This is a genomic window from Microlunatus antarcticus (assembly GCF_014193425.1).
GTDB lineage: Bacteria > Actinomycetota > Actinomycetes > Propionibacteriales > Propionibacteriaceae > Microlunatus > Microlunatus antarcticus.
The window spans coordinates 2,561,320-2,580,925 of the sequence record NZ_JACHZG010000001.1 but is presented as its reverse complement, the minus strand read 5'-3'; the positions used below and the strand labels follow the sequence as shown (position 1 = coordinate 2,580,925).

Genomic DNA, 19,606 nt, shown 5'->3' with positions numbered 1-19,606 from the left:
CGCGCTCAGCCCGCGAAGGGCCGGACCGGCCGGCCGCGGACCCCGACGTCGGCGACGAACAGGGAGCCGGCCAGCTGGTCCTCGTCGGTGTCCACGTCCTCCTGGGACGTGGTGATGAAGAGCCGGTCGAGGTCGTCCCCGCCGAACGTGCAGGCGGTCACCTTCGCCGTCGGGACCTCGATGCGGTCCTCGAGCACGCCCGCCGCGCTGTAGTGCAGGACCGCGCCGCCGTCGTACACGGCGGTCCAGACGCCGCCGTCGGCGTCGACCGTCAGGCCGTCGGGCTTGCCCGGCCCCGGCACGGAGGCGAAGGTGCGCCGGTTCGTCAGGCCTGCGTCGCGGCTGTAGTCGAAGACCGCGATCTCGCCGGTCGGAGTGTCGTTGTAGTAGGCGAGGGTGCCGTCGGGGCTCCACTCGAGCCCGTTCGAGACGGTCACGCGCTCCAGGACCACCGAGACCGACCCGTCGGGGTCGAGGCGGTAGACGCTGGCCGCACCCTCGGCCTGGTCGTACGCCATCGAGCCGGCGTAGAAGCGGCCGTCGGGGTCGCAGCCGCCCTCGTTCATCCGGACGCCGGTTTCGGCCCAGACCGCCGGCAGGGTCCGGATCGTTCCGTCGGCGTCCTCGAGGGCGAACCCTCGCTCGACCGCGATCACGGCACCACCGCCCGTACGGGGGCGGACGACCGCGGCGACCGTCCCGACGTGGAGCCGGTCGAGCGTGCCGTCCGACCGCAGGGTCATCACGTCACCGGCGAGCATGTCGACGAACCGGAGGCCGCCCCAGGTCGGGGACCACACCGGTCCCTCCCCGTGGAACACGGCCGGTCCGGTCACCTGCTGTGCGCGCATCTTGCTCCTTCGTCCGAACCGTCGCCGGCAGCCGTCGGCCGGGAACAGGCTTGCACCGTACGGCTCCGCCGGGAATGGTGCGTGGGCATGGGTGACGACGCCGTACCACGGGTCGTGCGGCGGGGATGGTGCGTCTACGACGGCTGCGTCGAGTTGCCCGTAGACGTCCTCGGGCTCACGTACGACTTCTGGTTCCGTCTGGCGGAGGCCGACGACAACCTCGAGGCCGGTGAGCTCCCCACGGAGCCCGATGCCGACGGTCTCCTCTACTACGTCCGCTTCCGTCGCGCGGGTGACACGGCGACGCCGACCTGGCCGGACTCCGGTGGGACCGCTGACATCGAGGTGGCGGTGCGTGCCGCGGAGGCGCTCGCTCCCTCGCCGATCCGTTGGGAGCCCCCGGCGCAATGAGAGAGAACGTGGCGGCCCGAGGACCAGCGGAAGTCACCTGGTGGGTGCGGAGCGCGACGCCGACCTACACCGTCGCGGACCAGAGGTCGACAAGCTTCTCGGTGATCAACGTCTCGGCGTGACCGGGCTGCAGCCGGCTGGAGAGCACCTCGAAGGTGTGGAACCCGCCCGCCGCGTCGCTGGCGACGTAGCCCGCGGGGGAGCGGCCGTTGCACAGCGTGACGATCAGGCTGTGCTCCGCGGGTGACTCCCGGCGGAACCGCTGGCCGATCTCGGTGAACAGCTCGGCGTCGACCGAGCCGACCGCGACGTCGCCGAGCCGCAGCATCCCGACGCGGAGCGGGACCGGGGCGTCCTCGACGTACGTGCCCGGGCGGCCCGCGCGACCGCTGTCCGTCCGCCGCCGGCCGGGGGCATGGACCACGCGCTGCACCGACGCCAGCCTCACGGACGTCCGCGGCGTGTCGGTGCGGTCACGGAGGACGGCGAGCACCTCCTCGGCGAGGACGACCCCGAGCGAGGGCGCGATCGCGCGCTGCTGGGCCATCAGCCGTGCCACGACCGGGTCGGCGCGGTCCAACCCGTCCCCTCCGGCCGGCATCTCGTTGCTGATGTCGACGCCCCGGGCGGCGTGCTGGGCGATCCGCAGCGCCCGCAGGTCGAAGGTCTGCTGGTAGAACGCCGGGTTCTGGTCGCCGGCGCAGCCGCTGGCCCACAGCGCCACCGCGTCGTTCCCGAGCGCCTCCTCGAGGTACTCCGAGGCCGCGCCGGGGACGTCCGCGCTGATCAGGTCGAGCAGCCCGGTGACGACCGCGTGCACCGCGTAGTGGAAGAGGACCGCGATCGGGCGCCCGTCGGCGTCGGCGAGGTGGAGGACGGTGACGGTCTTGTCGGAGGGGCCCTCGTCGTTGCGGCCCTCGCGCCAGCGGTGCGTCACCGGGTCGAGGAGGTTGCGGTTGACGTTGACGTGGCACGCGCCGGACCCGACGGCCAGCGTCGCGGGCCGCAGCGCGGCGAACGCTTCCTGCACCGCCGCCACGATCGCGTCGACGAAGCCCGAGCCGAGCTCAGCGGGGACGCTGTGGGTGTGGGAGGCGAAGAGGAGCAGCCGGTCGGCCGTGATCCCGGTCGCCGCCTCCACCCGTCCCGCGATCTCGCCCCGCAGGGCGGTCTCGATCCCGATGACGTCGACCGAGACGAGCGCCACGCGCGTCCGGCCGTCGTCGAGGACGAGCGCGCGGACGTGGATCGGGTCGAGCACGCCGAGGAACCGTTCCGGGAGCTGGTCGGGTCCCGGGGTGACGTCGACCTTCGCCGCTCCGGCCCGCAGAGGTGTGGCGTCGTCGTCGCCGCGAAGTTCGCTGGTCACGGGTGGTCCCTCCGTCGGCCGACGCCGGGACGTTCTCCTCGTCCCGGCGATCTGGCGCCCCCGGCAGGATTCGAACCTGTCTGAAGGCTTCGCAGACACCATAGCCCCCGCTAGGCGAAACGCCCCCTGACCAGCAGTTTTGTCACCTCAAGCTCGTCGTCAGACCCGGACAGGCATGGACATTCCGGTACTCTCGTATTGCACGGTGTTGCACGACGAGAGGATCGACAGTGCCGAAAACTGCCAGGGCGAGGAAGCAGCGCGAGCCCTTCGGGCGCATCCGCAAGCTGCCCTCGGGTCGGTACCAAGCGGCCTACACCGGACCCGACCTCAACCTGCACCGACCATCGGGCACGTTCGGCACGCTGCTCGACGCTCGCGGGTGGCTTGCGACAGAGCGCAAGCTCATCGACGGCGGCGACTGGCTCGCGCCGACCGTCCGGAACCGCGCGCAGCCGACCACCCTCGCCGCCTACTCGGCGCAGTGGCTCGACCGGACGGACGGTCGACGTCAGCCGCTCAAGCCGCGGACCCGCGACCTCTACAAGCGGCTGCTCGAGCAGAAGATCACCCCGACGCTCGGTGACCTGCCGCTCAAGGCGATCACGCCGTTCGTCGTGCGCGAGTGGTACGCGACCCTCGACCCGGCTCTGCCAACCCGCAGAGCGCACGCCTACGCCCTGCTACGCACCATCCTCGGGTGGGCCGTCTCCGACGAGCTCATCGCCGTCAACCCCTGCAACATCCGCAACGCCGGCAGCCACACGAAGCGGGTGCACAAGATCAAGCCGGCCACGCTCGGCGAGCTCGAGGCCATCGTCGCCGCGCTGCCCGACCGCTACGGCGTGATGGTGCTGCTCGCGTCGTGGTGTGCGCTCAGGTTCGGCGAGCTGACCGAGCTGCGCCGCAGCGACGTCGACCTCAAGGCCGGCAAGGTGATGGTGCGCCGCGCCGTCACGTGGGTCGACGGTGAGCCCATCGTTGGGGCGCCCAAGTCCGACGCCGGCGTGCGTGACGTCGCGATCCCTCCGCACTTGCTGCCCGTGGTCCGTCAGCACCTCGCCGATCACGCTGCGTGGGGGCGTGACGGGCTGCTCTTCCCCGCACCGATGAGCGAGAAGCAGCTCGGGCACGGCACGTTCTTCAAGACGTGGGACAAGGCCAGGACGGGGGCAGGGAGGCCCGACCTTCGGTTCCACGACCTGCGGCACACCGGCGCCACCCTTGCGGCTCAGACGGGTGCCACGCTCGCCGAGCTGATGAGCCGGCTCGGGCACTCGACCACGGCGGCAGCGATGCTCTACCAACACGCTGCGACCGACCGTGACACTGAGATTGCCCGGCTGCTGTCGCGGATGGTCGAGGTTTGACGCCGGTCAAAACTGGCGTTCAATCCTCAAGAGGTGTCCCCGCTTGTCCGGTAAAGTTGACCCTGTCAGCAAGTTGATGCCGCTGACCGCGCCGGAGAAACCACCCGCAGACGCAGCGGGCAGGTCAACGGCTAGGGACCTGGGGTCGGGTTCTCACGGCGACCATTCGCTAGGGGAACAGGCCAGTAGGACGGGTGACAACCCGTGTCCCGAATCCTCCTTCCTTGCTCTTCAGGTCAGGCGGCTGACCTCGCGACGGTAGCGGCTTGTCCCCGCGGACCTTCTCCCACAGCTCGAGTGAGAGACGGTCCGAAGTGACTCGTTCACCCGCACCCACCGCGCCCAAGCGGCGCCTGACCGACATCGCGACAGGCGCCAGCGCCCTCGGTGTCGACCCCCGCACCATCCGCCGGTGGATCGCCGATGGCCGGCTGCCGGGCTACCGCGTCGGCGGCAAGCTGCTCCGCGTCGACATGGCCGACATCGACGCCCTGGTAACCCCCGTGACGAGCACGAAGGTCGCGTCGTGAGCCGGCGTGAGCGTCCGTGGCCCTGCCCTGAGTGCGGCAAGCCGACGCGCAACAAGCAGCACGAGGACGGGTCAGCCTGCGTCGTCACCTGCCCGCGCTGCGGCGCTGAGGTGGTCTACAACATCGGAGGCGACTGCCTCGACCACCCGACCAGCGCGAGCTGGGAAGCCTGCCGCGACGTCGTCGACGGGCCGGGCATCTTCGCGCAGGTGGCGCCATGAGCCCCGGAGACGCCAATCGCCGCCCCCGGGCAGGAAGCGGCGACCAGACGAAGACAGCGGGCACGCGGTCTGGTCTCATCGTATCGCTCGGCATCCTCGCGAGGCTCTTGAAGCGGTGGCTCTACGGGGCCGACCAGGGCGAAATCCTCGAGCGGCTCGACCGCATTGAGAGCGTCTTCGCTGCGATCCGTGCGGAGGGGCTCCGATGAGCGCCGACCAGCTCACGCGGCTACTGGCGGCGCTGGCAGTCGGCGACAGCGAGCGAGTCTCGGTGTGCCACGACTTCGGCGGGACGTTTACACCGACGCTCGGCACCGCAGCGACGGCCCCGGCTCGGGCACAGCCGTTCCTTGAGGGCCGGGCGAACGTCTGGTTCGGCGTCAACCCGCTGAGCCCCGACGCGACGGGGCGCGGCGCTGCCAGCGACGTCACCCGGGTTGTTGCCCTGTGGGCCGACCTCGATGTCAAGGCGGGCGGCATGCCCGACCGGGACGCGTGCGACCGGGTCGTCTCCGACCTCTCGGGGATGCTGCGCGCGCAGCCGGTCGCTGTCGTCGACTCCGGTCACGGCGTGCAGCCGTACTGGCGGCTCGAGGCAGGCGACGTCCACGTCGCCGCTCGGCTAGTCGCTCGCTTTCGGTGGCTGGTCGAGCTCGTGGCCGGGGAGAACGGCGGGACGGTCGACAACGTCTTCGACGTCTCGCGCATCCTCCGCGTGCCCGGCTCAGTCAACGTCAAGGACCCGGGCAGCCCGGTCTCGGCGGTGCTCGACCACCTGGACACCGACGCCGAGGTTGTCACCCTCGACGGTCTGAGTGACGTGCTGCTGAGCTACGGCATCCGGGACGTGCCGGCGACGCCGGACGCTGGTCCGGGTGCGACCCTCGTCGACTACTCCGGGCCGACGTACGGGGCGCTCGAGCCCGGCGTGCGGTCCCGCGTCGACGCTTGGGCCGATGCGCCGCTCCGGGAGCACCTCGCTGCACTCGACGCGTGCCGCGAGGCGAAGGTTGACGGGTGGCGTCCTGGGATGCCCGGGCCGGCGTGGAACGACACCCTGTGGCGCGCGTGCTGCCGGCTCGCTGAGGTTGCCGTCGCACCGTGGTCCGGGCTCGGCCTCGAAGACGTCGGGCGGCTCGTGCTTGAGCACGCACCGCGTGACGCGAGGTTCACGGACGCGTTCGTGCGCACGACGTGGCTGCGGGCGGTCGAGCACGTCGCGGCCAAGCCGGTCATCGCTGCGCCGTTGGAACTCGAGCCCGGCGGGGCGCTCGTCGAGGTCGACTTCTGGCAGGAGCGGGAGTCTTTGCGGACGATCCACGGGTGGGCGCGAGCTCGGATGGCGTCGCCGTGGGCCGTGCTCGGCGTGGCGCTCGCCCGAGTCATCACGACCGTTCCGCCGCACGTCGTGCTGCCGCCGACCATCGGCTCGCAGGCCTCGCTCAACCTGTTCTTCGCGCTCGTCGCGGCGTCGGGTGGCGGCAAGGGGGCGGCAACGGGCGCAGCTCGCGACGCCGTCGTCGTGTCGGGCGAGGTCTACGAGCGCGAGGCCGGCTCGGGTGAGGGGCTGGTCAAGCAGTACGCGACCCGGACCAAGGGGGGCGTCGAGCGGCTGCGTGACGCGGTGCTGTTCGACATCTCCGAGGTGGACACCCTCGCCTCGATGTCGGCGCGGCAGGGCTCCAACCTGCTGCCGGTGATGCGGAAGGCGTGGTCGGGCGAGCGGCTCGGCTTCGCGTACGCCGACCCGACGAAGGACATCCCGCTCGACCCGCACACCTACCGGCTGTGCGCAGTCGTGGGGGTGCAGCCTGAGCGGGCCGGGGGGCTGTTCGCAGAGGCGGATGGGGGGACGCCTCAGCGGTTCGTGTGGCTGTCGGCGGTCGACCCGACCATTCCCGACGCGGAGCCTGACGCGCCCGAACCGTGGGTCGTGTCCGAGCAGCGCTGGCCGAGCGACTTCGGCGGTCGGCACGAGCTGGTGGTGCCTCAGGTTGCGGTCGACACCATCAAGGCGGCGCACCGTGCTCGGCAGCGCGGCGAGGCGAAGGCGCTCGACGGTCACGCGCTGCTCTGCCGGGCGAAGGTCATGGTCGCGTTGACGCTGCTCGACGGTCGGCGCGTGCCCACGGAGGACGACTGGCGGCTCTCGGGAGTCGTCATGGACGAGTCCGACCGCTGCCGGACCGGGATCGAAGAGGCGCTGTCGAAGGTGGCCGAGCGGTCGGTCGTCTCCCGTGGACGAAGCGACGGCGTGCGGGCTGCGGTCGCCGAGGACGCGCAGCACGAGGCGCGGTTGAAGCGGGTCAAGGACGCGGTCCTGTCCAAGCTGCTGCCCGAGTGGCAGCCGGTCGGGAAGGTCCGCAAGACGCTGGCCTCGCGTGACCGGGCTGCCTTCGACGACGCCCTCGCCCTGCTCGTCAACGCTCTCGACGCCGAGGTCAACGACGGCAAGGTCAGGAACCGGTGAGGGGGGTGGACAGGGGGACATGTCCACCCCCCGCCCGGGGTGGAAAATCCTCGCCCACCAGTGGCTACGCCTGATCTAAGAGGTGTTAGGGGGGTTATCCACAGGCTGAGCCCAAATCTCAGAGGACTCGGGGGTGGACATGTCGACCCTGTCCACCCCCCCCGGTCGGCACGCAGCACAACCCCCTCACGCCTCGTGAGGGGAGCACCGCAACCTCAACAGGAAGACCAGGAACATGCTTCGTCTCGCACACCCCGTTCACCCCACCGAGGGCTACTCGGTCGACCTCGGTTGCCCCGTCATCGTCTGCGACGTCTGCTCTGAGCTCATTGACTCGGCGCGCCCGGGGCTGCTCGCCTGGTCGGCTGCTGTCGCGCCCCTGCACGTCCATCAGGGTCGATGTGTCCGGGCTGCCGAGCACCGTCACGGCCACCTCTCGTCACGCCCGCTCGGCTTGTGGCTCGAGCAGCTCGCGCGCAACTACGCCTCGCCCCTGATCGGTGCCGAGGTCGAGGTCGCCGGCGAGAAGGTCACGGTCGCCGGCGTGCGGCTGCCTCTGGCGCGCTCGTGATCGATCCGTCGGCCTCGCGCGCACGTGCGCGAGAGCACCGCTCTCTCGAAGGCAGGTCAGCGCCGCCCGGCGGCTGGTTGGCAGGCTTTGGACCTGCCCGCCGCAAGGCTCTGACTACGGGAGACGCTCGACTGAGCCCCTGGCGTGCAACATGCGTGCAAGATCGGCGCTGCTGCGGCACCCTTTGCCCTTGTCAGCGGCACCCGACGACCCCGAGGAAATCCCCGTTCAATCCTCTGAGGCGCTCGGAAAATCGGTGTCAGGCTTCTCTCATGACCAAACCAGGGGAGCGCGCCGCGCAGCGCGAACGGGAAGCCGAAGTGCTCGACCTCTTCGCCGATGGCTTCTCGGTCGTGGCTATCTCCCGCCGGCTCGCCATCACGCCGCAGCAGGCAGCACGTCGCCTCTCGGCGGCGCTGGCCGAGCTGCCCGAGCAGCCGGTCGAAGACCTCCGGGCCGGCGTCGAGGTCCGCCTCGACCGGGCAGCCGCCGGGCTCGCCGTGCTCGCGGCACGCACCGACGACGACCGGGTGCTGCTGCAAGCCCTGACCGCTCTCGCCCGCATCGAGAGCGACCGCACCCGACTTCTCGGGCTGGCGCAGAAGCCGCCACCCGAGGACGCATGACCAGCACGACCAACCCCCCGAAGCACCAAGAGACAGGGCACGACATGAGCAACACGACCACCATCAGCAAGCCCGACACCATCGCGAAGGCCGAGCGGGACGTCCGCAAGGCCGAGGTGTCCGTCAGCGAGGCGCGGTCCGAGCTGGTCAGCGCGACGACCGCCCACGCCGGCGCTGCCGCTGCCGACGCCGCCGCCTTCGAGCAGGCCACCGAGCCCAAGACGTTGCCAAGCGCCGCGCTCAAGACGCGGCTCGACGTGGCGACGGCACGGCTCACCGCCCGTCAGTCGAAGGTGACCGAGGCGAAGGCGAGCCTCGACGACGCCTACCGCGCCGCCGACGAGTGGCGTACCGCTGAGCTGGCCGTCGCCGACCAGGACGAGGCCGACTTCCTCGCGCTGCTCGACGACGCCGCCGCTGCCCTCGACCGGGCGAAGGCGTCGCGCGCCCTGGCCGGCTGGGTGGCGACGACCAGCGCCGGCACCCCCGCGCCCTTCGCCGGGGTCGGCGGCTCGGCTGGATCGAGCGGGGACAAGCTTCTCGCCGAGCTGGCCGGGCGGCAGGACGCGGCGCTCCGCAGCAGCATCAGTGCCGGCGTGCGCGCCGCCACGCAGGCGGCGGCGGCGTCCTACGCGGCTGCCGACGCTGCGGCTGCTGCTGCCGCCGAGCGACGTCAGGCTCGGCGCGACGAGCAGCAGGCCAGCGAGACGCGCAGCCGTCAGCGCCACGTGGACAGCATCAACGCCCTCGCCGCCAGGGTCGCCGGAAAGGTCGGCTGACGTGCCCCGGCTGACGACGAAGCGGCAGACCGCCGTCGAGTGCGTCGCTCACGGCCAGCGGTGCGCGCTCTTCGCTGGTCGGGGCTACCGCAGCAGCCGGTGCGAGCCGGCTGAGGCGCAGCCCCGGCAGCTCACCGAGCTCTTCGCGCTCATGGGCGTCGACCCGGTCGAGCAGCAGCGTCGGGACACGCGCCCGCTGGCCGAGCAGGACGCCGACTACTGGCGGGCGCTCGAGCAGGCGAAGGCCGGCAACGCCGAGCGTGAGGCGGCGCTCAGCCGTGGCTGAGCTGCTCGGGCGGGTGCTCTCGGTCGACACCCGCAACGCCGCCGAGAACACCGTCAGTGACGCCGCTGTCGGCGCGAGCGTGCTCTACGTGAACGACGCGGCACCCTTCGCCGGCGGCAGCGGTGCCTTCCTCGTCGACGGCACCGCCTACGCCTACGTCAGCGCCGACCTCGACGCCGACACGCTGCTGCTGGCGTCGCCGCTGACCACGGCGCTACCTGCCGACTCTCGGTGCGAGGTGTTCCCGCCGTCGCCCGAGAAGCTCGCGACCGTCGAGGTGGGCGGCGGGGGAGAGTCGACGGAGGTGCTCGTCCCGCACGCGCTCGTCGAGCTGCTGCCGGACGGCATCCGCGACCCGCTCGACCAGGAGACGGTGACCATCGAGACTGGCGGCGACGCGCTCATCATCACCGACGTGCGCGGCATGCCGCTCGCTCAGGGCGTGGTCGCTCAGTGGCGGCTCGACCCGCAGCTTGTCGCGCTCATCACGATGCGCTTCGACGACGCCGCGAGCCGTGACGCCCTGATCCCGGTGCCGCTCGAGGGGATGAGCGCCTACCTCGCCGACACGGGGTTGCAGTACGCCTACTCCGGCGGGCAGTGGGTGCCTCAGCTCGTCTACGTCAAGAAGGCCGCGAACACCTCCGTCGCGAGCAGCACGACCCTCATCGACGACCCGCACCTCTTCGTCGACCTCGTGCCCGGCACCTACCGGGTCGAGCTCTTCGTGCACGGCACCGGGGCGAACTCCGGCGGCGACATCAAGGCGGCGTGGTCCTACTCGGGCGGTGCCATCGTGACCGGCAACAGGACCGCGCGAGGCATGGCTGTGGCCGGCACGGACGGCACCGGGGCACTCGCCCGGTCGTCCGGTCACTTCGTCGACACGGCGGTCGCGTACGGGCTCGAGGCTGCCGCGACCGACGCCTTCAGCGAGGACATCCTGCTCAGGGTCGCCACGTCGGGCAGGTTCCAGATGCGGTGGGCGCAGAACGTCGCCGACAGCACGCCGACGACCGTCACCGCAGCGTCGCGCATCTACATCACGCGGCTCGCCGACCGGACGTGATGACCGAGGCGCAGCTCGAGGGCGCTGCCAGTAGGGCGCACGCGATGAGGGTGCGGGCCGTGCAGCGGCTCGGCGAGGGTCCTCTGCCTGAGCTCGGTGCGGCGCTTGCGGGGCTGGTCAGGGTCGAGGCTGCGCTCGTCGCCAACCTGCGCGGGATGCGTCAGGCTGCCGAGCGAGAGGCGCTGGCACGCCGCAGCCGTGGCCTGCCGGGGCTGGGACCGTCGGGGGAGGGCTACCGGGCAGCCCGGCAGTTGCTCGCTGCCGTCACGAACGCACGCGACGAGCTGTCAACCCAGGGTTAACAGCAGCGCCCTACGCGCCGCCGCCGCCCAGTCGTCGTGTGCTCGCCGAGCAGCGACTCGCACACCGTCGCTCGACTCTCACCTCGACGGGGCCGGGAGCGGCCCTCGGACGAGAGCGGATAGCCGTCCGGACGACAGGACCGCCGCAGTATCGGCAGGTTTCGGGTTCCATGCCGGCAGGCTAGAGCCGACTTCCGACAAGAACGGTCGACTCGACGCCGCGCCAGTCGCCCGACGGGGGCCGTCGAGGGCCATCCGAACAATCCTCGCGCAGACGGCTCAGCCGTTCGGCAGAATTGATCTTGCTCGACACCCGTCGAAGAAACCACCGCACGACAGCGGCAGGTCAACGACTAGGGACCTGGGGTCGCTCCTGATGCGGCCAGTACGACGGGTGACAACCCGTGTCCCGAATCCTCCTTCCACGCTCTTCGAGTCAGGCGGCTGACTCCGCGAAGGTAGCGGCTTGTCCCCGCGGACCTCTCATCTCCACCGAGAGGTCCCGTCGTGGCACACCCGCGCGTCCCCACCCCCCGACTGCCCGCCGTCCTCGCCCTGGTCGGCGCCCTGCTCTTCACGCTGCTGCCGGCAGCGCCGGCCAGCGCCGCGACCACCTACGCGACGACGTACGCCGAGCTGAACTGCAACTGGCAGGGCTACACCGCCGGCGAGAGCGTCGACGGCGTCGACCTGACGTGGGCGAAGGGCAGCGGCTCGTCGCGCCGCTACATCCGCGCTCAGCGCCTTGCGGACCTGCTGCGTGGTCAGGTCAAGGCGTCGCTCTACGCGCTGACCGAGTGCGACACGCAGATGCTCGACGACCTCGTTCACCTGATGGGCTCGCAGTGGGAGCACATCGGCGGCGACAACACCTCGCAGAACCGCACCGGGTGGCTCTACGACTCCGGCAAGTGGTCACCCGGCAAGCTCTCGACGACCACGCTGCCCGGCGACCCTGACGGCGGCTACACCGGTCGCCGGCTGCTACAGGTCGGCTTCTCCCGCAAGGTGACCGGCACCGACCCGATGCTCAGCGTCGCGATGACGCACCTCTCGAGCGGCAACCCTGAGGCGCGTGACCTACAGATGCGGGCGGCGCTCGCCAAGATGGACGGCAAGGTGCGGCTGCTCGCGGGCGACCTCAACGCTTCGACGCCGCCCGGCGAGACGCCGTGCGACGAGCCCGGCCCGCGCTCGCAGCTCGCCTGCGCCGGGTGGGACGAGTACGGGTCGGACGTGCCGTCGTGGCACGACTACGGGCGCAACCTGCCCGGTCTAGCGCTCGACGTCGTCGCGGTCAGCCCTGCCGCTCAGGCAGCCGGACGCATCACCCTGACCAGCCGGCGCACCGTCGACACCGCGCCGACGTACGCGAGCGATCACCGGGTGCTCGTGGTCGGGGTCGCGTTCTCCTGATCCGGTCGGTTCGCCGCCTCGTCGGTCGTGGCGCAGACAGCGTTTCGTCAGTCCGCCGTTGTAGGTTCTCCGCCATGGCAACGGAGCCGGCAGCCGGCGTGGTCGACACCCTGACCCTGCGATTTGAGGGGGAGGACGAGGACGGCACCAAGCTGCACGAGCTCCGTGCCTCCCACGTCGCCGAGGTGCTCCAAGGTCTCGTGGGGCTGACCGGCGACTTCGTCAAGGCCGGTGCGTTCGGCGACGGGCCGGCAGGGTCCGAGGTGCTCGTGCGGCCCGCTCAGGAGGGCTCGTTCCTCATCGAGGTCGTGCGGTTCGTGCACGACAACCAGGACGGCATCAAGACATCGCTCGAGTACGCAGGGGTGCCCACGGTCAGCCAGATCATCTACTGGTCGTCGAAGTCGGCGCGGGCCACCGTCAAGGCCGTGGATCACAGCCTCGACAACGGGAAGGTCGGCCTGTCTTGGTCGGACGACACCTACGAAGAGGTCCCGGAGGCGGTCTGGGAAGAGCTGAACAAGCGCAAGCGCCGACGCAAGAAGCAGCTCAGGCAGATCATGGCTCCGCTGAGCGACTCCCGGGTGACACAGGTGCAGGTGCAGAGCCCGCCGCCGGTCGCCGCCATCGAGGCCGACGCCGAGACGGAGACGGATGAGGGCGAGGACGCCGACGACTTCACGCTGACCAGGCCCGACTACGACGCGGCGCGCCCGGAGGACGAGGTCGAAGAAACGGAGAACGTCTTCGAGACCGAGGCTCAGATGTCGGCCATCGACTTCGACCGCCCAGACAACTGGCGGGTCAAGACAGCCGAGGTGAAGCGGAACGCTACCGTTGAGGACGCAGACTTCCTGGCCCTCGTGGCCGGCGGTCTGGCGATCCGCAAGACAGACATCTTCAACTTGCGTGTCCGCGAGAACGCGACTGAGAAGAACGGTCGGACCACGCGGACGTGGACCGTGCTCGAGGTCTTAGAACACAGGAGGGCAGCTCATGACAATGACGCATAGCCCCCGTCCGCACCGCCCTGCACCCGAGCAGCGTCCGCAGCGCCGCCTCGACGTGGCAGGTCTGGCGCTCCTGCTGATCGGGCTCACGTTCGGAGTCCTGTCCTACCTGGCGATTTCCGACCGTGGGCTGAGCGCCCTCCTGATCGTGCCGTCCGTCGTCGCAGCAACGACCGGCGCACTGCACATCACCAAGCTCGAAGTACCTCGACGGTAGGTTCTGCCTCGAGCTAGCGCAAAGGCGTCGGCGCTGTCTTTGTCCCCCCGCTCAGCGGCTGAGGTCTCCCACGAGCTCCTTGAGCAGACGCTCGGTGTCGTCAGCGGAAGCCGAACCCATCGGGAACGTGACGGAAGCGGTGCCTTCGTACTCAGCGGTGAGCGTGGCGCCCCCGTCGAGCGACCAGGGACGTACCTGCCCTTGTGTACCCACCCACGGGGTGCCTGAGGCAGAGCTGATGCTCAGGTCTTGGAGAGCAGACCTTCTCTTCACGGTGAGCTCGTACGCGCCCGCGTCAGGGTCGGTGGTCGGCTTCGCGTCCTTCCACTGGCCGATGAGCGCGAGAGCTTTCGTCAGGACGAAGTAGGAACCGCTCGTCTTGGTGTGGTCGCCGTGCTCAACCTTCGTGTCGGCGGTGACGATGGGCGCCATCTCGGTAGTGGCAAGCACCTGGTTGAGCGCCGCGACCGGCACCATCTCGGAGTCAGCACCGAGTGCCGCTCGCAGCTCCCTGATGGCTGTCTTGTACTCCTCTGTCACGTTCACGACGGTGTCCTCTCGGGGGAAGGGGAGGTCAGGCTAGCCCCGGCGACGCCGATCTTGCGACGGAGGTAGCCCTTTCAGCGGGTGCGGCGCTGCGACGACGCCCGGCTCTGCATGTTCAGCCCCCGCTTGCCGACGCTGAAGACACTGAGGTTGCCGCCCATCAGGAAGGCGACCACGATCACGAGACCGATGAGCACCGGCAGTAGCGGCCCGCCGAGGAACAGCCCGACGACGATCATGACGAGGCCGGCGACGCCAAGCACCAGGATGAGGACGCCCTCTGCGGTGTCGGGCCAGAACGATGGCTTGGGCGGCGGCGGGGTGCTGCTAGGCATGCTCGAGCATCCCACTGCTCAGCGCTTCGACAGCGCCGACACCGCATCGGCTACTCGGACTCCCGCAGCACGTCTTCCCCGAAGGCGACGGGTACCCAGAGCCCGTGTGCCAGCACCATCATGTTCGGCGAGCGCTCCGTGACGACCCAGATGTAGGTGACGTCCCCGACCTCGTCGCGCGTCAACGTCGAGCGGAGCGGTTCGAGAGCGTGCCCCGCCTGGTGCTCCCAGACGTCGATCAGCTCGACTGCGGGGACCACGCTGTGAGTTTCGATCACGAGGTGCGACTCGTCGAGCGAGACGTCGGGGTCGCTGTGCCAGGCCGTCAGCCGCCGGATGTGCTTGGCGACCGCCGGCGAAGCGAGCACCTTTCGAAAGTCCCCGTCAGGATCCCAGGCGGCGGCGTGGCGCATCATGAACGCTGCCTGCTCAGGCGCCTCGTTTGTGTTGGGGTCGGTGTAGAGCACGTGGTCACCGAGCCCTCTGCGACCGTCCGGGTAGGTCAGCTCGAAGTCCCACGGACTGCCGTTGCCCGTCGTCGTGCCCTGGCCGGTGTGTCGCCCCTCGGCTTCCATGATCCCCGCCACGAGCAGCATGTAGGCCGTCTCGGCGTCCTTGAGTGCTTCGGCGTCACGGTGCTGGGGGTTCGGCGTGCGACCAACGCCGAGGGCGATGATCGTCGCCGGGGTCCCGTCCGCATTCGGGGTGATGTCGAACTCGACCACGTGGAACAGCTCGTCGTCTTCAGGCGACATGTGCGGGACCAGCCAGGAGGCCAGGCTCAACGTGGAGAGCGAGGATGTTGCACGTGTGTTGCACGGCTTGGGCCTCCCCATGCGCCAAACGGCACCTGACTAGGTGTGACGCTGGCGCCCCCGGCAGGATTCGAACCTGCGCCACCGCCTCCGGAGGGCGGTGCTCTATCCCCTGAGCTACGGGGGCTCGGGTCGCGCGTCTCGTGCTGCTGCCAGCTGCGCGTCCCGGCCTGGGACCAGAGAAGAATGTACCAGTGCGGCCGACCTGGTCGCGTTCCGTGATCATCCGTGATCACCCGTGATCACCCGTGATCGACTGCGGACGACCCGCGCCCGCCGCCCGAGCCCCCGAGGAACCGCGATCCCATGACCCACACCCACGTCGCCGGCTCGATCCACGCCGACGCCGCCTCTCGGGCGCCCGGCTGGCTCGGCGTGCCCGAGGACGTCAACGCGCTGCTGCCCGGCCTCTGGAGCGCGGGGGTCGGCAAGGACCACGACGGCGTGCTGACCGCGGCCGGGCTCGACGTCGCCGAGATCGCCGAGCAGGTGGGGACGCCGGCGTACGTGATCGACGAGGCCGACCTGCGGGCGCGGGCCCGCGCCTTCGCCCAGGCGTTCGAGGGCTGGAACGTCTACTACGCGGCCAAGTCGTTCCTGTGCACCGCGGTCGCGCGCTGGGTGACCGAGGAGGGCCTCGGGCTGGACACCTGCACCGGCGGGGAGCTGTCGGTCGCGCAGCGGGCCGGGGTCGACCTCACCCGCGTCGGGCTGCACGGCAACAACAAGAGCGTCGACGAGCTCCGGCAGGGGCTCGAGGCCGGCGTCGGGCGGATCATCGTCGACTCGTTCGACGAGATCGGGCGGCTGGGGCACCTGGCCGGCGAGCTCGGGGTGCGACCGCGCGTGATGGTGCGGGTCACCACCGGCGTCGAGGCCCACACCCACGAGTACATCTCCACCGCGCACGAGGACCAGAAGTTCGGGTTCTCCATCGCCGGCGGGGCCGCGGCCGAGGCGCTCGAGCTCTGCCACCTCGACCCGCGCCTGGACCTCGTGGGCGTGCACTCCCACATCGGTTCGCAGATCTTCGACGCCGAGGGGTTCGAGGTGGCGGCGCGGCGGACGCTGCGGCTGCACGCCGACTTCGCGGCGGCGTACGGTCTCGAGCTGCCCGAGCTCGACCTCGGCGGGGGCTTCGGCATCGCGTACACCAGCCAGGACACGCCGGCCACCCCTGCGCACCTGGCCGCGGCGCTGAACCGGATCGTCCGCACCGAGTGCGACGCGCTCGGCATCGCGGTCCCGCAGCTCTCGATCGAGCCCGGCCGCGCGATCAGCGGCCCGGCCGGCTTCGCGCTCTACACCGTCGGCACGGTCAAGCGCGTGCAGCTCGACGGGGGAGCGAGCCGGCTCTACGTCGCCGTCGACGGCGGGATGAGCGACAACATCCGGACGGCCCTGTACGCCGCCGAGTACTCCGCCACCCTCGCCTCACGGCGCTCGGACGCGCCGCCGACGCTGGCCCGCGTGGTGGGCAAGCACTGCGAGGGCGGCGACATCCTCGTCCGCGACGAGTTCCTGCCCGCCGACGTCGCGCCCGGTGACCTGATCGCCGTGCCGGCGGCTGGCGCGTACAGCCGGAGCATGGCGAGCAACTACAACCACGTCCCGCGCCCGCCCGTCGTCTCCGTCCGCGACGGCGTGATCAGCACCCTCGTCCGGCGCGAGACGCTCGACGACCTCCTGGCCCTCGACGTCGGCTAGCCCGGGGGCTTCGTTCCCGCACCGGAAAAGTGGTCGGTCCGGGCCCGGATCCGGCGAAGAAAGCGGCCCGGACCGACCACTTTCCGCGAGAAGGACCCGCCGCAGGACTGCTCGTCCCCGCCGGACTGTGGAACAAGGGATGTGGGCAGGGCCCCGATGCGGAACAATTGCTGCGCCGCGACCCTCGGGCGGCGCCAACCCGGTGCAGGAGATCCTCGGTGACAGTGACGGACGTACGACCCTCGGCGGAGCCCCGCTCCAGCGAGGCCCCGGCGCTCGACGCCGGCCGTCCGCTCAAGGTGGCGCTGCTGGGCTGCGGAACCGTCGGTTCCGAGGTCGCGCGGCTCATCGTGGAGCAGGCCGACGACCTCCGCGCGCGGGTCGGCCGGCCGCTCGAGCTGGTCGGCATCGCCGTACGGCGGGCCAACCGTGAGCGCCCGGGCCTCGACCCCGCGCTGTTCACCACCGACGCGCACGCGCTGGTGAGCCGGCCCGACGTCGACCTCGTCATCGAGGTCATCGGCGGCATCGAGCCGGCCCGCGCGCTGATCCTGGAGGCCCTGGCGAACGGGGCCTCGGTCGTCACCGCCAACAAGGCGCTGCTCGCCGAGGACGGTGCGACGCTGTACGCCGCCGCCGAGCGTCACCGCGTCGACCTCTACTTCGAGGCCGCGGTCGCCGGGGCGATCCCGATCATCCGGCCGCTGCGCGAGTCGCTGGTCGGCGACGAGATCACCGCGGTGACCGGCATCGTCAACGGCACGACGAACTTCATCCTCGACAAGATGGACACCGATGGCGCGGGATTCGCCGAGACCCTCGCCGAGGCGCAGGAGCTGGGGTACGCCGAGGCCGACCCGACCGCCGACGTCGAGGGCTTCGACGCCGCCGCCAAGGCCGCGATCCTGGCGAGCCTCGCCTTCCACACCCGCGTGACGGCCGCCGACGTCTACCGCGAGGGCATCACCGACGTGTCGTCCTCGGACATCGCCTCGGCCCGCGAGATCGGCTGCGTCGTCAAGCTCGTCGCGCTGTGCCAGCTCTCGGACGAGGCCGCGGACGGCTCGGGCCGCAGCGTCTCCGTCCGCGTGCACCCGGCGATGATCCCGCGCACGCACCCGCTGGCGGCCGTCGGCGGCGCGTACAACGCCGTGTTCGTGGAGTCGCGCTCGGCCGGGCGGCTGATGTTCTACGGCCCCGGCGCGGGCGGCTCGCCGACCGCGAGCGCGGTCCTCGGCGACCTCGTGACGGTCGCGCGCAACCGGGTCCGCGGGGCGCTCGGGCCGGGGGAGTCCAGCTACGCCGCACGGCGCGTGTCGCCGATCGGCGAGGTGACCACCCGCTACCACCTGTCCCTCGAGGTGGCCGACGTCGCGGGCGTGCTCGCCTCGGTCGCCCAGGTCTTCGCCGAGCACGACGTCTCCATCCAGACCGTGCGGCAGAACGGGCGCGGCGCCGACGCGCAGCTCGTCGTCGTCACCCACCGCGCCCGCGACTCCGCGTTGAGTGCGACCGTGGAGGCCTTGCGCGACCTGCCGTCCGTCCGGGACGTGACCAGCGTGATGCGTGTGGAGGGAGAGGCATGACCGACACCGTGGCCGACGTCGCGGCCGGGCCGGAGCAGGCTCCGATCGCCCTCCGCGCCACCGCCGGGGTGATCTCGCGCTACCGCGCCTGGCTCCCGCTGGCCGACACCGACCCGGTGATCACGCTGGGCGAGGGCAGCACGCCCCTGGTCCTGGCCGAACGGCTCTCCGACGAGCTCGGGTGCGAGACCTGGGTCAAGGTCGAGGGCGCCAACCCGACGGGCTCCTTCAAGGACCGCGGGATGACGCTCGCCCTGTCCGCGGCCGCGGGCAGCGGCGCCAAGGCCGTCGTCTGCGCCTCGACCGGGAACACCTCCGCCTCGGCCTCGGCGTACGCGTCGAAGGCCGGTCTCGAGACGATCGTGCTGCTCCCGGCGGGCCGGATCGCGACCGGCAAGCTCGCCCAGGCGATCGTGCACGGGGCCCGGGTCGTCCAGGTCGACGGCAACTTCGACGACTGCCTCGAGCTGGCCCGCAAGCTGTCCCACGACTACCCGGTCGCGCTGGTCAACTCGGTCAACCCGATCCGGATCGAGGGGCAGAAGACCGCAGCCTTCGAGATCGTCGACGTCCTCGGCGACGCGCCCGACCTGCACGTCCTGCCGGTCGGCAACGCCGGCAACATCACCGCCTACTGGCGCGGCTACACGCAGTACCACGCGGCCGGGATCGCCTCCCGGACGCCGCGGATGTGGGGCTTCCAGGCCGCCGGGGCCGCGCCGCTGGTGCTCGGCCACCCGGTGCTGGACCCCGAGACGGTCGCGACCGCGATCCGGATCGGCAACCCGGCGTCGGCCGCCCAGGCCATCGCCGCGCGCGACGAGTCGGGCGGGCTGATCGACATGGTCACCGACGAGCAGATCCTGGCCGCGCAGTCCTTCCTCGCCGCGCGCGAGGGCATCTTCGTCGAGCCGGCGTCGGCCGCGGGTGTCGCCGGGCTGCTGGCCAAGCGGCGTACGGGGGAGCTCGAGCCCGGTCAGCAGATCACCGTCACGGTCACCGGCCACGGGCTGAAGGACATCGACACCGCGCTCGCCGGCCGGGGCCCGGTCCGGGCCGAGGTCGTCTCGCCCGACCTGACGGCCGTCGCCGCGGTGTGCGGCCTGCTCGCGTGAGGCG

The 19,606-nt window shown here is 71.1% G+C and carries 21 protein-coding genes and 1 tRNA gene; 16 read left to right on the top strand and 6 right to left on the bottom strand.

Features of this window, described 5'->3' with window-relative positions; all coding sequences use genetic code 11:
• Nucleotides 1-5: 5 nt before the first annotated feature.
• The gene (locus FHX39_RS12055) at nt 6-851 is read right to left on the bottom strand and encodes an SMP-30/gluconolactonase/LRE family protein (RefSeq protein ID WP_183338741.1); all 846 of its coding nucleotides are present in this window, start codon (nt 849-851) and stop codon (nt 6-8) included.
• Nucleotides 852-1,004: 153 nt separating this feature from the next.
• On the opposite strand from FHX39_RS12055, the gene FHX39_RS12050 reads away from it, so the two are divergent.
• Entirely contained in the window at nt 1,005-1,262 is a 258-nt protein-coding gene (locus tag FHX39_RS12050) for a hypothetical protein (RefSeq protein WP_183338739.1), read from the top strand.
• A gap of 64 nt (nt 1,263-1,326) precedes the next feature.
• Here FHX39_RS12050 and FHX39_RS12045 read toward each other — a convergent pair whose 3' ends face one another.
• Nucleotides 1,327-2,631: a neutral/alkaline non-lysosomal ceramidase N-terminal domain-containing protein gene (locus tag FHX39_RS12045; RefSeq protein ID WP_183338737.1), complete on the bottom strand. Its 1,305-nt coding sequence runs from the start codon at nt 2,629-2,631 to the stop codon at nt 1,327-1,329.
• A gap of 230 nt (nt 2,632-2,861) precedes the next feature.
• On the opposite strand from FHX39_RS12045, the gene FHX39_RS12040 reads away from it, so the two are divergent.
• The 12 genes from FHX39_RS12040 (at nt 2,862) to FHX39_RS11985 (ending at nt 13,284) form a co-directional block, all read left to right on the top strand.
• Complete coding sequence (locus tag FHX39_RS12040) at nt 2,862-4,001, top strand: tyrosine-type recombinase/integrase (protein WP_183338735.1); 1,140 nt, start codon at nt 2,862-2,864, stop codon at nt 3,999-4,001.
• Between the two features lie 314 nt (nt 4,002-4,315).
• Entirely contained in the window at nt 4,316-4,531 is a 216-nt protein-coding gene (locus FHX39_RS12035) for a helix-turn-helix domain-containing protein (RefSeq protein WP_198423370.1), read from the top strand.
• Nucleotides 4,528-4,752: a hypothetical protein gene (locus FHX39_RS12030; RefSeq protein WP_183338733.1), complete on the top strand. Its 225-nt coding sequence runs from the start codon at nt 4,528-4,530 to the stop codon at nt 4,750-4,752. The genes FHX39_RS12035 and FHX39_RS12030 overlap by 4 nt, the downstream gene beginning before the upstream one ends.
• Complete coding sequence (locus FHX39_RS12025; RefSeq protein WP_183338731.1) at nt 4,749-4,961, top strand: hypothetical protein; 213 nt, start codon at nt 4,749-4,751, stop codon at nt 4,959-4,961. The genes FHX39_RS12030 and FHX39_RS12025 overlap by 4 nt, the downstream gene beginning before the upstream one ends.
• Nucleotides 4,958-7,222 (top strand): hypothetical protein, encoded by a 2,265-nt coding sequence (locus FHX39_RS12020; protein WP_183338729.1) that lies wholly within the window; start codon nt 4,958-4,960, stop codon nt 7,220-7,222. The genes FHX39_RS12025 and FHX39_RS12020 overlap by 4 nt, the downstream gene beginning before the upstream one ends.
• Before the next feature lie 843 nt (nt 7,223-8,065).
• Nucleotides 8,066-8,419 (top strand): helix-turn-helix domain-containing protein, encoded by a 354-nt coding sequence (locus tag FHX39_RS12015; RefSeq protein WP_183338727.1) that lies wholly within the window; start codon nt 8,066-8,068, stop codon nt 8,417-8,419.
• A 44-nt stretch (nt 8,420-8,463) separates the two neighbouring features.
• Complete coding sequence (locus FHX39_RS12010; RefSeq protein ID WP_183338725.1) at nt 8,464-9,198, top strand: hypothetical protein; 735 nt, start codon at nt 8,464-8,466, stop codon at nt 9,196-9,198.
• Nucleotide 9,199: 1 nt separating this feature from the next.
• Nucleotides 9,200-9,484, top strand: coding sequence for a hypothetical protein (locus tag FHX39_RS12005; RefSeq protein ID WP_183338723.1), 285 nt, complete (start codon nt 9,200-9,202; stop codon nt 9,482-9,484).
• Entirely contained in the window at nt 9,477-10,553 is a 1,077-nt protein-coding gene (locus tag FHX39_RS12000) for a hypothetical protein (protein ID WP_183338721.1), read from the top strand. The genes FHX39_RS12005 and FHX39_RS12000 overlap by 8 nt, the downstream gene beginning before the upstream one ends.
• Nucleotides 10,553-10,855, top strand: a complete 303-nt coding sequence (locus FHX39_RS11995) for a hypothetical protein (protein ID WP_183338719.1) — start codon at nt 10,553-10,555, stop codon at nt 10,853-10,855. The genes FHX39_RS12000 and FHX39_RS11995 overlap by 1 nt, the downstream gene beginning before the upstream one ends.
• A 507-nt stretch (nt 10,856-11,362) precedes the next feature.
• Complete coding sequence (locus tag FHX39_RS11990) at nt 11,363-12,271, top strand: endonuclease/exonuclease/phosphatase family protein (protein ID WP_183338717.1); 909 nt, start codon at nt 11,363-11,365, stop codon at nt 12,269-12,271.
• A gap of 98 nt (nt 12,272-12,369) precedes the next feature.
• The gene (locus tag FHX39_RS11985) at nt 12,370-13,284 is read left to right on the top strand and encodes a hypothetical protein (protein WP_198423369.1); all 915 of its coding nucleotides are present in this window, start codon (nt 12,370-12,372) and stop codon (nt 13,282-13,284) included.
• A gap of 265 nt (nt 13,285-13,549) precedes the next feature.
• Here the strand turns inward: FHX39_RS11985 and FHX39_RS11980 are convergent, their stop codons facing one another.
• The 4 genes from FHX39_RS11980 to FHX39_RS11965 all read right to left on the bottom strand — a co-directional run bounded on the left by FHX39_RS11980 (nt 13,550) and on the right by FHX39_RS11965 (nt 15,321).
• A complete protein-coding gene (locus FHX39_RS11980; RefSeq protein ID WP_183338713.1) occupies nt 13,550-14,044 on the bottom strand; it encodes a hypothetical protein in 495 nt (164 codons plus the stop codon).
• 74 nt (nt 14,045-14,118) lie between these two features.
• Nucleotides 14,119-14,379 (bottom strand): hypothetical protein, encoded by a 261-nt coding sequence (locus tag FHX39_RS11975; RefSeq protein WP_183338711.1) that lies wholly within the window; start codon nt 14,377-14,379, stop codon nt 14,119-14,121.
• Between the two features lie 50 nt (nt 14,380-14,429).
• A complete protein-coding gene (locus FHX39_RS11970) occupies nt 14,430-15,104 on the bottom strand; it encodes a hypothetical protein (protein WP_183338709.1) in 675 nt (224 codons plus the stop codon).
• A gap of 142 nt (nt 15,105-15,246) precedes the next feature.
• Nucleotides 15,247-15,321 (bottom strand) — tRNA-Arg (locus tag FHX39_RS11965).
• A 179-nt stretch (nt 15,322-15,500) separates the two neighbouring features.
• On the opposite strand from FHX39_RS11965, the gene lysA reads away from it, so the two are divergent.
• The 3 genes from lysA to thrC all read left to right on the top strand — a co-directional run bounded on the left by lysA (nt 15,501) and on the right by thrC (nt 19,602).
• Nucleotides 15,501-16,901, top strand: a complete 1,401-nt coding sequence (lysA, locus tag FHX39_RS11960) for a diaminopimelate decarboxylase (RefSeq protein WP_183338707.1) — start codon at nt 15,501-15,503, stop codon at nt 16,899-16,901.
• 224 nt (nt 16,902-17,125) lie between these two features.
• A complete protein-coding gene (locus FHX39_RS11955; protein WP_183341329.1) occupies nt 17,126-18,487 on the top strand; it encodes a homoserine dehydrogenase in 1,362 nt (453 codons plus the stop codon).
• A complete protein-coding gene (gene thrC / locus FHX39_RS11950) occupies nt 18,484-19,602 on the top strand; it encodes a threonine synthase (protein ID WP_183338705.1) in 1,119 nt (372 codons plus the stop codon). Before FHX39_RS11955 ends, thrC begins: the two co-directional genes overlap by 4 nt.
• Nucleotides 19,603-19,606: the final 4 nt, after the last annotated feature.

Excerpts from the sequence above, each read along its gene's own strand:
- FHX39_RS12025 (WP_183338731.1), top strand. The coding sequence starts at position 4,749 with ATGAGCCCCGGAGACGCCAATCGCCGCCCCCGGGCAGGAAGCGGCGAC.
- FHX39_RS12020 (WP_183338729.1), top strand. The coding sequence starts at position 4,958 with ATGAGCGCCGACCAGCTCACGCGGCTACTGGCGGCGCTGGCAGTCGGC.
- FHX39_RS12055 (WP_183338741.1), bottom strand. The coding sequence starts at position 851 with ATGCGCGCACAGCAGGTGACCGGACCGGCCGTGTTCCACGGGGAGGGA.
- thrC (WP_183338705.1), top strand. The coding sequence starts at position 18,484 with ATGACCGACACCGTGGCCGACGTCGCGGCCGGGCCGGAGCAGGCTCCG.
- FHX39_RS11975 (WP_183338711.1), bottom strand. The coding sequence starts at position 14,379 with ATGCCTAGCAGCACCCCGCCGCCGCCCAAGCCATCGTTCTGGCCCGAC.
- FHX39_RS12010 (WP_183338725.1), top strand. The coding sequence starts at position 8,464 with ATGAGCAACACGACCACCATCAGCAAGCCCGACACCATCGCGAAGGCC.
- FHX39_RS12015 (WP_183338727.1), top strand. The coding sequence starts at position 8,066 with ATGACCAAACCAGGGGAGCGCGCCGCGCAGCGCGAACGGGAAGCCGAA.
- lysA (WP_183338707.1), top strand. The coding sequence starts at position 15,501 with ATGACCCACACCCACGTCGCCGGCTCGATCCACGCCGACGCCGCCTCT.
- FHX39_RS11995 (WP_183338719.1), top strand. The coding sequence starts at position 10,553 with ATGACCGAGGCGCAGCTCGAGGGCGCTGCCAGTAGGGCGCACGCGATG.